The sequence below is a fragment of the Nitrosospira multiformis genome, from assembly GCF_900103165.1.
Taxonomy (GTDB): domain Bacteria; phylum Pseudomonadota; class Gammaproteobacteria; order Burkholderiales; family Nitrosomonadaceae; genus Nitrosospira; species Nitrosospira multiformis_D.
On sequence record NZ_FNKY01000001.1, the window covers coordinates 1,960,916 to 1,976,366 of the forward strand.

A 15,451-nucleotide genomic window follows, 5' to 3' on the forward strand; every position below is an offset into this window, starting at 1 on the left:
GTCAAATATGAATTTTCTCTCCTTACGCTCTAGTGATTATCAGCGTTACGCCCGCATCATCCAGGAAGGGGTAGCGGTGCGCACTCATTTTTGCCTGTTAAAATGGCTACAGGGAGAAATACAGCATTATCTGCCTCATGAAATCATGTTTGCCGCCTGGGGGGATTTTGACTCGAATTACATCCACCACGACATTGTTTCCGCACTACCTGGGGTTCGAACCAACCGTTCGAATACAGGATATTTTTCTCCAACGCTTTGTAACCTCCATAGACAATGGATCGAACTGGGTAAGGCGCCTTGCACACTGAACATTGACTCGTTAGGTCTCTTATTTGAAAACTGGAGACAGCAGTGCTCTCTGGGCGCAGCCTTGCAGGACATGCGTTCTTGTCTACTGCATGGCATCAGCGATAAACGCGGGCATCATGACTGCTTTTACGTGATTTTCAGCTCGAAAGATAACCTCAGCAGCTCCACTCTAAGTGCGATGGAAATGCTGCTGCCCTGTCTCGATATGGCATTGCGCCACATCACCCCCTTATCCCCGCATCTATCCCTTGTGGCGAATTTACTGAAAAGCGAGGCTCATGGGTTGAGCGAGCGGGAAATTGAAATCATGGGTTGGGTAAAGATGGGCAAGACTAATGCCGAGATAGCCAGTATTCTAAACATCAGTCTCTTCACCGTGCAAAACCACATAAGGCATATCTTTAAGAAACTTGACGTCAATAACCGACCACAAGCTGTTTTCAAGATGGAGCGCATCCTCAGTCACGACTGAAATCCTCCGATCTCCATCTCGCGGCCCCAAGGCACCTCATCGACGCCGGGCTTCGCATACGGAAAATTCTTTGCAGTCAATTCGCTGTGTAGTGCATCGATGTCATCGAGCGGCACGAGAATCGTGGAGCCGGGGGTAGCATCGCCATAGTGTTCGCTGAGATGAGTAACTAGGTCGGACCGTCGTATTTGCGCGTATAGCGGCAGTTGCTCCTCGAAGCGATGTTCCCATTCAAGCGTGAAACCTAGGAAACTAACACTTCTTTGCTCAAGTGGTCCTGTCTGTTTCATTGTTACCATTGTTACTTCAGCTGGCAGCATGTTTCAAAGCGCTCTCGAACAGACGGTCTGAGCCGATCACGGTAACCCAACTGTCCCGGGAAAGCCCGCATACATAAAAACGGAGACCGTAGTCTCCGCTTGACTCTAACGTAAAAGCTGTTCTCAGGCTTGCTTGGCCTTGCGGCGGCGTCCTACGAAACCCATCAGGCCGAGGCCGGCCAGCAGCATTGCGTAGGTTTCGGGTTCCGGTATCGGAGCAGTGATCGCAGTGTATTGCAGGCTCAGGAAACCGTTCCCGTTAAACGGGAGTTGCCAGCCGTTGCCGGGGATGGTGCTGTAGAAGGCGTTGCCAATGCCGAAGCCGGAGGCATCCGCCGCCGTCTGGGTGCGCGACAGCTGAATGCCGGTCACAGCCGGGTCGCTGCTGGTCAAGTAGGCAATGTACTTGGTATCGGCATTCAGGCTCAGGCCCAGGTTGTCGAACGCAAGTGTGGTGAAGCCCCCAGTCGAGTTAAAGGTCTCGACGGCCGCGGTCGTGGTCAGCAGGACCGGCCCGACCGAATTGACTGCCTGGTTCTTGGCGTTCGTGTCTGGGTTCCACTGCGCCAGATTCAGCTGCAGGGACAGCGTCTTGTTACCGATCGCATAAAAGCTGAATGATGACAGCATGACGTCCGACGTCAGGGAAAACACTTCGCCCACCCTGGGCGAGTCGCCGCTCGGATTTGGTGCGTTACCAAAGGAAGCAAACGGCAAGCCAGTGGTCGCGCCACCTGGCACGTTGGTGAAGGTGTTAGCGGAGGCACCGACGGCAACCGTGGCCATGAAAATACCTATTGCGAGTTTTTTTAACATCATAGATTTCCTTGAAAGTGTTGAAAGTGTATTTGGGATGGGCCCACCCCATCCCTTATTGTTTAGGATGAGGCTCCCCATCCTTTTTTTTAGATTAAAGCAATATTATTTCATTTCTAACCGTCGCCGCCGGATCGTTAATAGTCCGAACGAACGCGACGGATGGTCCGCTTCAAGCAGTGCTGCGGCGACGCGCAACGGACGTAACCAAGCCAAGCCCGGCGAGCAGAAGAGCATAGATATCCGGCTCCGGAATGGGTGTTACTGAACTGATTACGAAATCGAATCGATAAGAAACAAGCCCACCGGTTCCTGCACCCGGAGCAAATAATTACGGCTGGGCAGTATGCTCCCGGAACTATAGACGAGCGTGGGGAGGAGGTCAGTGTCGATCATGCCGTTGCCATAGTTCATGAAGCCCAGCAGGTTTTCAGCGCCTCTGTCCGATGGCGTGACGGTCAGTTGCGGGCCAGCCGGATGCCTATGAAAGAAGAACTGCCGGACACGAAGGCATTGCTCAACAAACTGGTCGCGGTCAACGCCGCGCCGTTCGGCACGGTGAAGCTGGAGTAGTCGCGATCGACGTCGCCGCCACCATTGCCAGTAATGCCAATGACGTTGTTTGAGCCGATAGTCATGGCAAAGTGGGTCGGCAACAATCCGTCGTTGGACAGGTCGTCGATGGTGGACTCGTCCCAAGTGGAAGCGGCCTGCGCCGCGAAAACCCGCATGCACGCGATAGCGATTGCTAAACGTCCCGGAATGATTTTTCGTCTCATTCTATGTCTGCTCCCCCTGTTAATAAGCTCGAGAAGCTACGTTGGGAAGATGACATGGGAGTAAAGGCTTCAGGTCATTTTATAGGTCACTTACACTACCTGGCATCGCAGGCAGGAGAGGGCGCCGGGTGCTTGCCCGCGCCCATTGGGGATGGAAATCTGGCGCGCCCCGAACGGATAGATCTGGGTGAGTGTTCACTTGGATCGAGGATTGGTATAATCCAGGCGACGTCATAGTGTTCTGGGATATCTTCACCCATGAACTCTGAAAGGAGATAAATTCATCCATGGGGCATCTTCACACAAATACGGTACTCGACAATGTCATACTGTATTTCCTTGCCCTCGCACCTCCAGAAAGCGGCGAGGGCCTCTAATTTGATGTCGGCCTCTATGCCATAAATCTTGTCGCCGTTCCTGCATTTAATATCGACCACCGTTCCCTTCGGTATTGGCAAGCACTTGCCATCGTGTTTAATCCACTCGCCGTTCATGAACATTCCAATGTTCTATGCAGCAGTACGGCAGCTTCTACACCCACTCGCTCACACTGCTTCGGTCCGGCGACTGGAGCAAACCCCAAGAGCCGCCTTTGTCCCGCTATATGACGCGGCACTACCTCGCAAACCAGATCATTGATACCGTTGAGCAGGTGCGCGTAGTAATAGACAAAGTGGAACATGGCCCCCATGACGGCTCGGGTCGGCTGTCCGGGAACGATAGCGAACCGGGATAGTTCTGCTATTTTCCCGCCACGGCGTCGTATTTCATCAAGTTCGGTGGAATAGGCCTCATCCGCACATAGTCCATTGATTGAATCCAGTTTCACCATGACAGTGCCAACTACCGAACCATATAACTCGGCATCTATCACCATGTCGGAGCTGGTTAATGCGTGATTTGCGACATATCCTTTTCGCCAGTACGATGCGTTGACAAGCCATTCTGATGGCGTCAGCGACTTTCCAATGTTTACCGTGTAAGGTCCGAATGTTGTTTTCATTTTCCGGCCACCATGCGGTCATGGGCTGGCTTGCCCTCTCCCATCCATCCCGGAAGCACCCCACACCCAGGGCATCTATAAATCCCTGGATGAATTACCTCCTCAGATGGAGAGTAAATTTTATCGAAGCCTGGATCGAATGATATGGTCAGAAAAGTGCTTCTCTTATAATTTGCCATGTTTTCCTCAAGTGCGATTAAGTATGAATACATACGATTAATGGCCACAGATAAACGTCCGCGGTCATTGAGCATCTTACGGATTTATGGGGGAATCGATAATTGGACTGACGTGCACAAGCAAATCGAGTCGATACCAGACTTACGTACCATGAGCGAATCAGTCGATATTGGACTGACGTACACCAGGGTAGCGGTGTGGTTATTGACGGATCATCCTAAATCCGGCAGTTGGATAGGGTGGAGTGTGCGGTTTTTGAGGTGCAGGGCAAGGCGCAACGACGCGGAATGGTCATTCCATTCCAAGGAGTTGCAACGCCGGCATGCGCCGTAAAAACCGTGCAATTTGCCCTGTAGCGAGCTCACCAAGAAGGTGAAGGTCAAGTAATGCAAACAATCTTTGTGGATCATAGTGTTAAGCTAAAAAGCGAGTGGTCAACTGCCGGATTTAGGATTAGGAAAGGGAACAACAGAAAAATCCGCCGAAGTGGGGCTGGGAGGGGATTTCGGCGGCCTGCCTAGTGCCGGGCGTGCAAGCAGATGGCACCGAACAAATCCTGGGGCTATGGATCGAACAAACTAAATGAAGAGGGCCAAATCCTGGTTGCATGTGACCGGGCTCAAGAATCGGGGTATGCGCCCATGATTGCCATGGTGGATGGATTGAAGGGTTTCTCCGAAGAGATCTCTGTCATCCTTCCGCAAGAACACAAATCCAGACTTGCATTGCGCGCTGGCAGTTCATGGGGATTAAACTCCAGTAAAAACAGTCTATAAACTTTTTTTTTCATAATTATCACCTATAGTTCTTTTAAGGGTACTTTGATGACTGTCCATTTTGATGCGGAGTAATCATCGGAAGTGGATCGATGGCTGTCACAGTGCTACGCAATAGCAGGTTCATTGACAATTCTTGGCCGAAATCGGGGGAGGTTCCATGAAAAAATATCTCATCAATTGGGTTACGTTCGTCGCTTTAGCCATCTGGTTTTCGTCTCCGGCGCAAGCTCAGGATTCTGCGAGCCTGTCTCCAGCGATTGGACATAGCAAGGCCCCGCTTTTTTCCACCAAGGAAAAGATCATTTTCAACCTGAATACCAACTTTACGGATTTGTGGAAGCACCGCGCAATCGCGAATCGGGAAGTGCCTGAGGATATCCGGGATTTTGAGGCGCCCGGACGCCTCGCGTGGACTGATAGCACTGGAAAACATGATCTCCCCGTAAAGGTGCAGTTGCGAGGCAATACCAGTCAGTCCGCATCCGAGTGCCCATTCCCGAAAATGAGTCTAAGTTTCGAAAAAGATCAGGCGAGTGGCGAAAGGGTTTCAAAAGGAACGCTGTTTGATGGATTGAGCTCCATTGGAATAGGTACGCATTGCGGCGGCAAGCCGGGGGCTTCGCTGCGGTTCCGCCGGGTTTGGGGAGGTTTGTCGCCGCATCGGGAGGCGTTGATCTACAAAGTGCAGGAATACCTTTCCATCCCAGGTTTCCAAGTTTCACCGACGAGCTTCAGATATATTGATACAAGTACCGGAAGAGGACCTGTCGAGCCGCAGCCAAGCGGTTTCGCCGTAAATCAGCCTATGCCGGGTTTCTTCCTGGAGGATATCAAGACTTTTGTGAAGCAGGCGGACGGAAAAGAGATTCGCGCGGCGGATGCTCCTTTTCCGGATTCGGATAAACCCTATATTTTCACAAGCATTACCGATGCGCCAAAAGATGCGCGGGCGGCAGGTTCGACGATCGAGCCCATCGATGCGAAGAGTATTATTCGTATCATGTTTTTCCAGGCGCTTGTCGGGAACCGGGACTGGATCATTCGTATCTCCCCGGATGATCTCAGTGCTTCCAGAGGCCTCTGGAATATGAAGGTTGTCGAGGCCAATGGTAAATGGATCGTTTTTCCCTATGATTACGATTTGGCTGGCTGGGTGAAGGCCGAGAATTTCTTTTCGGGTTTGCCGGGCCTGGCTGATGGTGATTTCTATAAGCCCGCCGATATTTCTCAGGTCGTGGCCGAACTGAAGCAGAAACGCCCTGGCATCGAGGCTCTGGTGGATGAGTTGGCCAGAGAGGACAGGGATGGAGCAGACAGGATAAAAGAGCATATCAAGGCTTTTTATAACGCGCTCGATCGAAGATTTCATTGATTGATGTTGTCTGTTTGACCGGGCGGAGGGGCGCTGAGAGATCCGGATAGGCTATTACACTTGGCAAGTGGTGGCCGGTCACCGCAAGATTATCGCGGATTATTGCGGATAAACACTTGTGCCGCAAATTACATTGACGGAATCCTGATTTTGGAGGATCGTGTAGTGGTTACGTAACATCGTGAGTTTAAACGATCTTTTTTATTTTTTGAGCTATCAAGTTAAATAATATCTGCAGATAATATTTCAAGTCAGAGGAAAAGGTTCAGTTCGATGGAAATTGAGAGATTACTCGAGCCAATTTCGCCAGATTCGCCTTGTGGCCCCGATCTTGAGTACGATCCGGATTTCATGGCGCTGGAACAGGCAGGCCAGGGCAAGCCGGAACGGCAGACGGGTGAAGTTATCGTGGCTGCTGAGGAGCCTAACTGGATTGACGTCAGGCAGCGCGCCGAGACACTTTTCTCCCGGACTAAAGACCTGCGGGTGACCGTGTTGTTGACGCGAGCCCTTACCCATAGCGATGGTATGGTTGGACTTGCCTCCGGCTTGAAGTTGTTGCTGGGACTCTTGACTAATTACTGGGAGAATGTTCATCCCGGTCTCGATCCCGATGAAGGCCCGGTTACACGTCTTAACGTGCTCGGGTCGCTGGGGAAATCGTTGCGGGATCCGGATACGGTACTTCGTGATGTACGTGGCGTGAATTTTGTCAGTACCGGTAGCCATGCGCGACTATCGGTACGGGACGTTTTGATAACGCAAGGCAAATTTGCCGCCGCGAGCAATGAAGGGGTGCCCACTCAAGCCGAGGCGGAGGAAGTCCTGCGTCTCCCGGAAAACACTGCGTCTGTACAGGCAATGCGCGATGCGCTGATCTCCCTGAATGGAATATGCATTTTTCTTAGTGAGAAAGTTGGCTATAACCTCATTCCGGATTTGCAATCGCTGCAGGATATGCTCAAAACAGTGGTGCAACTGTGCAGAAACAATCCGGAAACGGGGAACAAACCCATGGATGTGAAAGGAATAGCCGATTCATTGGCGGACGGAGAAATGAATGATCGCGTGCCGGCGATACCCGGAGAGATTCATAGTCGCGAAGACGTTGTGCGAATGCTGGAGAAGATTTGCGAGTTTATCGAGCGGACTGAACCCGCTAACCCGGCACCTCTATTTATCCGGCGAGGACAGCGGCTCATGACCAAGAACTTCGTGGAAATTATTCAGGATCTTGCCCCGGACAGTTTGAACCAGATCAAGCAGATTACCGGTTTTGAACCGAAGAAAACCTAAATAGTTACGAAGGGGGCGGGTCAGAACAAAAAAACGAGCTTAAAACGGGTTGACGGCTTGCATATTCATTGACAGTGTCTATGATTAAAATCATATTACAGTAACAAATCATAGGAGAGTACGATGCACCGGGGAATTTCAGCATAGTCTCTCAATCATCTTTCGAAGGGAGAGTCGGGCCATGGCACAAAGCAGTCAAAAGTTCATCGCGCGTAACCGCGCACCTCGCGTTCAGATCGAATATGACGTGGAACTCTACGGTGCGGAAAAGAAAATTCAGCTCCCGTTTGTCATGGGGGTTTTTGCAGACTTGTCCGGCAAACCGACGGAGCCTTTGCCGCCCGTGGCGGATCGCAAATTCCTCGATATCGATGTCGACAACTTCGATGACCGCATGAAGGCCATCAAGCCACATGTTGCCTTTCAGATCCCCAATACCTTGACGGGAGAGGGAAATCTCAGCGTCGATATTTCGTTTGAGAGCATGGATGATTTTTCCCCCGCCGCAGTGGCCCGCAAGGTCGATGCACTCAACAAGCTACTCCAGGCGCGCCAGCAGCTTTCCAATCTTGTGACTTATATGGATGGTAAAACCGGTGCCGAGGAGCTGATAGCGAAAGTTCTGAACGATCCCGCCTTGCTCCAGACGCTGGCGACCAGTAAGAAACCAGCGGATGAAAGCGGCGCATCCTGAAACTGATTGAACGAGTCTGAGGAAACAAGGAGAAGATAATGGCGGAAACCCAGCAGCAGGCCCCAGAGGCTGAAGTCCCAAAACTGGAGGAAAGCGAGTTTGCTTCATTGTTGCAGAAGGAGTTCAGACCTAAATCCGAGGAAGCGAAAGGTGCCGTCGAGCAGGCGGTGCGCACTCTTGCCGAACAGGCACTTGCGCAGACCCAGCTTATCGGCCGTGATGTGGTCAAATCGATCGAGGCAATTATCGCAGAGCTTGACCGGAAACTTTCCGAACAGGTGAATCTGATCATTCATCATCAGGATTTTCAGAAGCTGGAAGGCTCATGGCGGGGACTTCACTACCTGATCAACAACACTGAAACCGATGAAATGCTGAAGATCCGTTTCATGAACATCTCAAAAAACGATCTGGGCAAGACGCTGAAACGCTACAAGGGTACCAGCTGGGATCAAAGTCCCTTGTTCAAGAAGATCTACGAAGCAGAGTACGGACAGTTTGGCGGAGAACCCTTTGGTTGCATGGTGGGGGATTATGCTTTTGATCATAATCCACCTGATGTTGAGCTGCTGGGTGAAATGTCCAAGGTTTCAGCGGCAGCCCATATGCCATTTATCGCTGGCGCCAGCCCAACCTTGATGCAAATGGATTCCTGGCAGGAACTGGCCAATCCCCGTGATCTGACAAAAATTTTTACGACACCGGAGTATGCCTCGTGGCGTTCGCTCCGCGAGTCGGAGGACTCTCGTTACGTGGGTCTCGCCATGCCCCGATTTCTCGCACGTATTCCCTATGGAGCAAAAACCAGTCCGGTGGAAGAATTCGATTTCGAGGAAGACACCGGCGCGGCCGATCACAGCAGATATACCTGGGCCAACGCCGCCTATGCCATGGCTGTCAATATCAACCGTTCGTTCAAGCTCTACGGCTGGTGTTCACGTATCCGCGGTGTCGAATCCGGGGGTGCGGTGGAAGGGCTGCCTGTGCATACTTTCCCCACTGATGATGGTGGCGTGGATATGAAGTGTCCCACTGAAATCGCCATCAGCGACCGCCGGGAAGCGGAACTTGCAAAAAATGGCTTCATGCCGCTCTTGCATCGCAAGAATTCCGACTTTGCCGCCTTTATCGGCGCCCAGTCGCTCCAAAAGCCGTTCGAGTATGACGACCCGGATGCCACCGCCAACGCCAATTTGTCCGCACGGTTACCCTATCTATTCGCATGCTGCCGCTTTGCACACTATTTGAAATGCATCGTGCGCGACAAAATCGGTTCGTTCAAGGAACGTGCCGATATGCAGATATGGCTACAGAAATGGATCATGAATTATGTGGATGGCGACCCTGCCCATTCATCGGAGAGTACCAAAGCACGCAAGCCGCTGGCTGCTGCTGAAGTCGTTGTGGAAGAGGTCGAAGGTAACCCCGGGTATTACACGTCAAAGTTTTACCTCCGACCCCATTACCAGCTTGAAGGACTGACGGTATCGCTGCGTCTGGTATCCAAACTGCCGTCTGCAAAGAAGGCTTAACGTTTGAAGTCTCAAGTTATCTGTGTCGCCGCAGGTATTAGGCGGATTAAGCGAACAGCAAGAAAGACAGGTTCTTTTACGAGGAGATAATCATGGCCGTTGACATGTTTCTGAAGCTGGATGATGTGAAGGGTGAATCCATAGATGACAAGCATAAGGATGAGACTGATGTACTCGCCTGGAGTTGGGGAATGAATCAGTCGGGTACCACGCATATGGGTAGCGGCGGCGGCGCAGGAAAAGTAAGTGTCAACGACTTGTCCATTACCAAGTATGTCGACAAAGGCAGTCCTACACTGATCATCTCCTGCTGTAACGGCAAGCACTTCAAAGAGGGTTTGCTGACGGTGCGCAAAGCGGGTGAGACGGCACTTGAATACCTCAAGATAACGATGAAAGAGGTTCTCGTCTCGTCAATCTCGACCGGCGGCAGTGGTGGGGAGGATAGAATCACAGAAAACGTCACGCTCAATTTCGCCGAATTCAAGGTGGAATACACGCCGCAGAAGGAGGATGGGAGCGGGGATGCGGCGGTTGAGGCGGGCTGGAAGATTGCCGCCAACGTCAAGGCCTAGATAGCAGGGCCACACCAGATGGCCGGTCTGGCCGCAGGAATGCTTTATTTCAATTAGGGAAAGAGGCTTGGGTTCCGATTTCTCTTGTGACCTCGGCTAGCGGCATCGTAACAGAGTCCGGACGGAGCCTTTGCGTAAACCAATCCTTAGACCAACTATCGGATGAAATATCATGGCCCAGGGTGACATGTTTCTGAGGATAGAAAGCGCCCGCCAGGGTGCGATCAAGGGCGAGGCGCAGGACGAGAATCACAAGGATGAGATTGACGTAAACGACTGGTCCTGGGGCATGCAGGCAAAGACTACGCTGAGTGGAGGCGGAGCCAGCCCAAAGGCCACGTTGAATGAACTGAACATTGTCAAGCAGGTGGATAGCGCATCGACCGGCCTGATGTCTGCAATGCGCAATAACGATCTGATCAAGAAAGCCGTACTTACCGTGCGCAAGGCGGGCGGAACTCCGCACGAATACTTCAAGATCAGCATTGAAAAGGGACGAATCACGGCCCTGGATGTGGATACCAGCAACTTCTCGTCGAGTGGCGACCTTTCCGAACGACTTAGCCTGGCATTTCAGAAAATCAGCGTGGAATATGTTCCTCAGGGACCCGATGGGCTGCCCCAGGGAAGCATGCTTTTCGACGCCGAAATATCCTGAGGCGCTTCATTTAAACCCGGATAACTCATTAGGATGCGAGATGATGGTGAGGCAGGTTACGAGACAGTTTTTCCGGTTGGGAGAAATCCATAGTTTAGTCTATGGACACTGCGCCAGGGGCAAAAATGGCGGCGAGAATGGCCGCAAGCTGACTGCCAACACTCGCGCAGGCTCGGAGAGCCGCCTGATGGATTTATCCGGGTTAAACAAAGGATGTTCGCCATGAATCTGGCCAGTGCCGCCGAGCAAAGTTTGCGTGATGGGGATCCCCCCGGCGCGTTGGTGCAGCTTCAGGAAGCAGTCCGCACCAAACCCGGCGACTCCAAGCTGCGAATTTTTCTGTTTCAACTCCTTTCCGTAATGGGGCAGTGGGAGCGAGCACTAAATCAGTTAAATGTCGTGGCTGAACTTGATGCCGAGGCTTTGGCAATGGTGCAGACGTATCGTGAGGCGCTCCATTGCGAGGTGTTGCGCGCTCAGGTGTTCGAAGGTAAGAAAACTCCAATCGTTTTTGGTCAGCCGGATCAATGGCTCGCGCTGTTGATTGAGTCGCTGCTGCGAGGCGGGCAAGGAAAACACCGGGAAGCCGGCGAGCTGCGCACCGCGGCGTTTGAGGAAGCCAGCGAAACCAGCGGTATCCTCGATGGTCAGCCATTCACCTGGATTATCGACGCCGACAGCCGCCTGGGGCCGGTATGCGAGGCCATCATCAATGGACGGTATTACTGGGTGCCCTTTTCCCGTCTCACCAAAGTTTTCATCGATGCGCCGGAGGATCTTCGGGATGTGGTGTGGATGCCTGCACATTTTCAGTTCGACAATGGCGGTGAGAGTGTGGCATTGATTCCTTCCCGCTATGCAGGTTCGGAAACAAGTGATGATGGGCAGCTTCTGCTGGCGCGCAAAACCATCTGGGTCGAAGCCGCACCTGATGTTTATCATGGGTTGGGACAGCGCATGTTCGCAACGGATGCGGGAGAAAGCCCGCTCATGGATATTCGCAAGATCATGCTCGGACCGGTGGAGGCGGAGTCCGTACAATCGGCTGCACCCTCATATGGTTGATCTGACTCCCCAGGAACGGCTGCAACCGGCACTACTTGATCGCCTCGCTGATAACGAGCCGGACAAAAAACTGGAGCCGCGCGGGGAGCGCGTCATGACCAAAGCCCGATTGCGTGAGGCTGTCCTGCGCGATCTAGCATGGCTGTTCAATACCACGAGACTGGGTAATAGTAACGATTTCACCGGTTTTCCGTTTGCCGGGTGCTCCGTCGTTAATTTCGGACTTCCGGCACTCTCGGGTGAGACGGCCTCCACACTGGATATCATCGAATTGGAGCGTTCGATCAAGCAGGCGATAATCGATTTCGAGCCCCGTATTACGCCTTCCAGCCTGCAAGTCGAGGCGATGGTAAGTGATTTGCAGCTCGATCGTCACAACGTGATCAGCGTGCAGATTCGGGGGATTTATGGGCATACCCGGTGCCGCTGGAATTGCTGCTGCGGACCGATGTGGATCTTGAGACGGGGCAGGTAGAAATTCGTGATCTGGGGCGGTCAGAGCTGTAAATCCTGGCGGTGGATTCATGCCTTCGAGCTTTGGAGAAATAGGGGCGCATAGATGAAAGAATTCTTTGATTCCAATTCTCCCGTTGCCTTCGGGGTGTTGCGGTCAAAGAAAAGATTTTTATATTGCCGTTACCGCGAGTACCAATAAATGGATCCCCGCCTGCTGCGTCATTACAATCGGGAACTCGCCTACATGCGCGAGATGGGTGCCGAGTTCGCCGCACAATTTCCCAAGATCGCCGGCCGTCTTGGCATGGATGGCATTGAAGTCGCCGATCCGTATGTCGAAAGACTCATGGAAGGCGTCGCGTTTTTGGCAGCGCGAGTGCAACTCAAACTCGACGCCGAGTTTCCGCGTTTCACCCAGCGCCTGCTGGAAATTGTCTATCCTAATTATCTGGCGCCCACACCGGCGATGCTGGTAGCCCAGTTCCGCCCGCAACTCTCCGAGACCAATCTTGCGCAGGGGTTTATTATTCCTCGCGACAGTTCCATGCGCAGCCAGCTGGGGAAAAACGAGACCACGGCGTGCGAATTCCGCACGGCGCAAGATATTACCCTTTGGCCGCTCGAGATAACCCATGCCGAATACTTCACTTTTGCGCCGGATTTGCCGCTCAACAAATTGCCGCTGGCCCAGCCTGTAAAGGGCGGAGTTCGCTTAAGAATCAAATCTACCGCGGGGTTGAAATTCAATCAGGTGAGCCTCGATCGGCTGCGGCTGTTTTTGTCCGGTGGTGATGAAGTTGCCTACAAGCTGCACGAACTATGTCTTGGCGCGCCGCTGGGCGTGGTGGTGGCCCCGGCCCCAGCTCCAGCCCCGGCGATGGGGCCATGGCCCTGGCATCAATTTCTGCCGGCGCGCAACATTCAGCCGGTGGGGTACAGCGATGAGCAAGCGCTTCTACCTGTCAGCCTGCGCGGTTTCCAGGGTTACCGGCTGTTGCAGGAATATTTTGCGTTTCCGCAGCGATTCCTGTTTATCGACATTGATGGACTGGGACCGGCGGTACGAAAACATGAGGGGGACGAACTGGAAATCGTCCTGTTATTTTCGCGCGGTGACGCGGTGCTGGAGAATGTCGTCGATCGGGCGAATTTCTCCCTTTTTTGTGCGCCCGCGATCAATCTCTTCCACAAGCGCGCCGACCGTATCCATCTTACCGATAATACTTATGAATATCATGTCGTTGCGGACCGCACGCAGCCGATGGATTTTGAAGTCTTCGAAGTCAGCCGCGTAACGGGATACGGTGTAGGCAGCGACAGTGAACAGGCTTTTCTTCCATTTTATGCGGCCTATCATACCGAATCGCAGGAGCGTCAGGCCTATTTTACCGTGCAGCGTGAGCCGCGCCTGCTATCGTCCGGGCAAAAGCGCACCGGTACCCGGTCCAGCTATATTGGCAACGAAGTTTTCCTCTCGCTGGTCGATCCTGAAGAGGCACCTTATTCCGGTGACCTTCGGCAATTGGCAATCACCACGCTATGCACCAATCGGGATCTGCCCCTGCTGATGCCGCTGGGTGCGGGTAAGACAGATTTTACCCTGGACAGCGCGGCGCCGCTGGATACTATTCGCTGTGTCAAAGGACCTTCCAAACCCTACTCGCCGATATGGAATGGAGGAATTGCCTGGCAATTCGTCAGTCATCTGTCGCTCAACTACCTTTCCCTGATGAATACCGGGGGACGCGAAGGCGCGGCCGCGTTGCGTGAAATGCTGGAACTGTATGCGATGAGTTCCGACGCGGCCATCAAGAAACAGATCGAAGGGGTTCGAAAGGTGTCGGTAAAGCCCTTGGTGCGCCGGTTGCCCATGCCGGGTCCGATCACCTTCGGCCGGGGACTGGAAGTCGAACTGTACCTGGAAGAGCTCGCATTCCAGGGCGGTAGCGCATTCCTCTTTGGCAGCGTGATGGAGCAGTTCTTCGCCCGTCATGTTTCCCTTAATTCATTCACGGAAACCGTTCTTTCCTCTGTCGAGCGGGCTGAAATCATGCGCTGGAGGCCACGATGCGGGGCACGCCCGATCCTCTGACCTATTTTCGCGCCCTGGCGGATAAGCCTTTCAACTACGATTTTTTCCAGGCGCTGCGGCGTATCGAGTGTCTATATCCAGGCAAGCCGAAGCTGGGGATGGGATTGCGCCCCATTGACGAGGCGGTAAGGCTTGCTCAAGAGCCTTCGATGATATTCGCGCCTTCTTCGCTTTCATCGTTTCACCTGCCCGCCGGCGGGCGGCCGGGGCGAATGGAGGTTCGTTTCTTTGGCCTTCTTGGACCCAATGGTCCGCTGCCATTGCATCTGACGGAGTATGCCCGTGCGCGGCTGCTCAACGCGGGGGATGCGACCTTCGTGCATTTTCTGGATATGCTTAACCATCGCTTTCTGATGCTGTTCTACCGCGCTTGGGCACAAGCGCGGCCGACGGTCAGCCTGGACAGGCCGCGCGAGGATCGATTTACGGTTTATGTAGGCGCGCTCGAAGGTCTGGCCGGCAGCAGGATGCGTGAGCGTGACGAGATCGGCGATTTCGCCAAGCTGTTCTTTGCCGGTTTGCTGGGCCGGCAGGTGCGCAACCGTGACGGGATCATTGCGTTGCTTGCATCCTACTTCCGCGTGCCGGTAGAGATAGACGAATTCGCCGGCCACTGGATGCGCATACCAGCACGCGATCAAACGCGGTTATCCGCCGGTGACACCGGGGAGGCAAGCACGCAATTGGGAGTCGGCGCCGTGCTGGGCGCTCGAATCTGGGATCGGCAGCATAAATTCAGAATCCGGCTGGGTCCGCTTACGCTGAGCCAATACGAGAGCTTCCTGCCGGGTGGAAAGGCGATCGGACGGCTTGTGGCCTGGGTAAGGCAATATTTTTGCTTTGAGTTGGAATGGGATGTACGGCTAGTACTCGCACACGACGAAGTGCCAAAGGCCAGCCTGGGGCAGTTTGGGCGCCTGGGCTGGACTACCTGGCTGGGTACCCGTTCCGCCGCCACCGACGCAGCCGATTTGAATCTAAATGCAGAGCGCCTGATTTCTCGGCAATCCGAGATTACTGGTCCGGGTCAGATACGACCATAAAGGGAAG

18 protein-coding genes are annotated in these 15,451 nt (G+C 53.3%); 11 read left to right on the forward strand and 7 right to left on the reverse strand.

From position 1 onward, the window contains the following. The first annotated feature begins 7 nt into the window (after window positions 1-7). Window positions 8-784, forward strand: coding sequence for an XrtB/PEP-CTERM-associated transcriptional regulator EpsA (gene epsA / locus BLR00_RS08775; protein WP_074632001.1), 777 nt, complete (start codon window positions 8-10; stop codon window positions 782-784). On the opposite strand, the gene BLR00_RS08780 is transcribed toward epsA, so the two are convergent. From BLR00_RS08780 to BLR00_RS08805, 7 genes are all read right to left on the reverse strand, one after another. Continuing rightward, a complete protein-coding gene (locus tag BLR00_RS08780) occupies window positions 775-1,083 on the reverse strand; it encodes a glyoxalase superfamily protein (RefSeq protein WP_218124316.1) in 309 nt (102 codons plus the stop codon). The two genes, epsA and BLR00_RS08780, sit on opposite strands and share 10 nt — an antisense overlap. A gap of 144 nt (window positions 1,084-1,227) precedes the next feature. Then, window positions 1,228-1,923 (reverse strand): PEP-CTERM sorting domain-containing protein, encoded by a 696-nt coding sequence (locus tag BLR00_RS08785; protein WP_074632003.1) that lies wholly within the window; start codon window positions 1,921-1,923, stop codon window positions 1,228-1,230. A gap of 169 nt (window positions 1,924-2,092) precedes the next feature. Next, entirely contained in the window at window positions 2,093-2,194 is a 102-nt protein-coding gene (locus BLR00_RS16015; protein ID WP_081346848.1) for a PEP-CTERM sorting domain-containing protein, read from the reverse strand. Further along, window positions 2,194-2,316 (reverse strand): hypothetical protein, encoded by a 123-nt coding sequence (locus BLR00_RS16975; protein WP_256324094.1) that lies wholly within the window; start codon window positions 2,314-2,316, stop codon window positions 2,194-2,196. Before BLR00_RS16975 ends, BLR00_RS16015 begins: the two co-directional genes overlap by 1 nt. A gap of 62 nt (window positions 2,317-2,378) precedes the next feature. After that, the gene (locus BLR00_RS08790; RefSeq protein ID WP_074632004.1) at window positions 2,379-2,699 is read right to left on the reverse strand and encodes a hypothetical protein; all 321 of its coding nucleotides are present in this window, start codon (window positions 2,697-2,699) and stop codon (window positions 2,379-2,381) included. A 281-nt stretch (window positions 2,700-2,980) separates the two neighbouring features. Then, window positions 2,981-3,193: a hypothetical protein gene (locus BLR00_RS08800; RefSeq protein ID WP_074632006.1), complete on the reverse strand. Its 213-nt coding sequence runs from the start codon at window positions 3,191-3,193 to the stop codon at window positions 2,981-2,983. Then, a complete protein-coding gene (locus tag BLR00_RS08805; RefSeq protein ID WP_074632007.1) occupies window positions 3,190-3,702 on the reverse strand; it encodes an N-acyl amino acid synthase FeeM domain-containing protein in 513 nt (170 codons plus the stop codon). Before BLR00_RS08805 ends, BLR00_RS08800 begins: the two co-directional genes overlap by 4 nt. Window positions 3,703-4,818: 1,116 nt before the next feature. Here BLR00_RS08805 and BLR00_RS08815 point away from each other — a divergent pair. The 10 genes from BLR00_RS08815 (at window position 4,819) to tssG (ending at window position 15,444) form a co-directional block, all read left to right on the forward strand. Continuing rightward, window positions 4,819-6,033: a hypothetical protein gene (locus tag BLR00_RS08815; RefSeq protein WP_074632009.1), complete on the forward strand. Its 1,215-nt coding sequence runs from the start codon at window positions 4,819-4,821 to the stop codon at window positions 6,031-6,033. 273 nt (window positions 6,034-6,306) lie between these two features. Beyond that, the gene (gene tssA / locus BLR00_RS08820; RefSeq protein WP_074632010.1) at window positions 6,307-7,329 is read left to right on the forward strand and encodes a type VI secretion system protein TssA; all 1,023 of its coding nucleotides are present in this window, start codon (window positions 6,307-6,309) and stop codon (window positions 7,327-7,329) included. Between the two features lie 181 nt (window positions 7,330-7,510). Beyond that, window positions 7,511-8,023 carry a type VI secretion system contractile sheath small subunit gene (tssB, locus tag BLR00_RS08825; protein ID WP_074632011.1) on the forward strand — a complete coding sequence of 171 codons (513 nt, stop codon included), beginning with the start codon at window positions 7,511-7,513 and terminating at the stop codon, window positions 8,021-8,023. A 38-nt stretch (window positions 8,024-8,061) separates the two neighbouring features. Then, window positions 8,062-9,555: a type VI secretion system contractile sheath large subunit gene (tssC, locus tag BLR00_RS08830; RefSeq protein ID WP_074632012.1), complete on the forward strand. Its 1,494-nt coding sequence runs from the start codon at window positions 8,062-8,064 to the stop codon at window positions 9,553-9,555. Between the two features lie 92 nt (window positions 9,556-9,647). After that, the gene (locus BLR00_RS08835) at window positions 9,648-10,130 is read left to right on the forward strand and encodes an Hcp family type VI secretion system effector (RefSeq protein ID WP_074632013.1); all 483 of its coding nucleotides are present in this window, start codon (window positions 9,648-9,650) and stop codon (window positions 10,128-10,130) included. Between the two features lie 172 nt (window positions 10,131-10,302). Next, a complete protein-coding gene (locus BLR00_RS08840; protein ID WP_074632014.1) occupies window positions 10,303-10,788 on the forward strand; it encodes an Hcp family type VI secretion system effector in 486 nt (161 codons plus the stop codon). A gap of 222 nt (window positions 10,789-11,010) precedes the next feature. Beyond that, window positions 11,011-11,853 (forward strand): type VI secretion system accessory protein TagJ, encoded by an 843-nt coding sequence (locus BLR00_RS08845; RefSeq protein WP_081346849.1) that lies wholly within the window; start codon window positions 11,011-11,013, stop codon window positions 11,851-11,853. Then, window positions 11,846-12,328: a type VI secretion system baseplate subunit TssE gene (gene tssE, locus BLR00_RS08850; protein ID WP_218124317.1), complete on the forward strand. Its 483-nt coding sequence runs from the start codon at window positions 11,846-11,848 to the stop codon at window positions 12,326-12,328. The genes BLR00_RS08845 and tssE overlap by 8 nt, the downstream gene beginning before the upstream one ends. 180 nt (window positions 12,329-12,508) lie before the next feature. After that, window positions 12,509-14,401: a type VI secretion system baseplate subunit TssF gene (gene tssF / locus BLR00_RS08855; RefSeq protein ID WP_074632015.1), complete on the forward strand. Its 1,893-nt coding sequence runs from the start codon at window positions 12,509-12,511 to the stop codon at window positions 14,399-14,401. After that, window positions 14,377-15,444: a type VI secretion system baseplate subunit TssG gene (tssG, locus tag BLR00_RS08860; RefSeq protein WP_074632016.1), complete on the forward strand. Its 1,068-nt coding sequence runs from the start codon at window positions 14,377-14,379 to the stop codon at window positions 15,442-15,444. The genes tssF and tssG overlap by 25 nt, the downstream gene beginning before the upstream one ends. The last annotated feature ends 7 nt before the right edge of the window (window positions 15,445-15,451 follow it).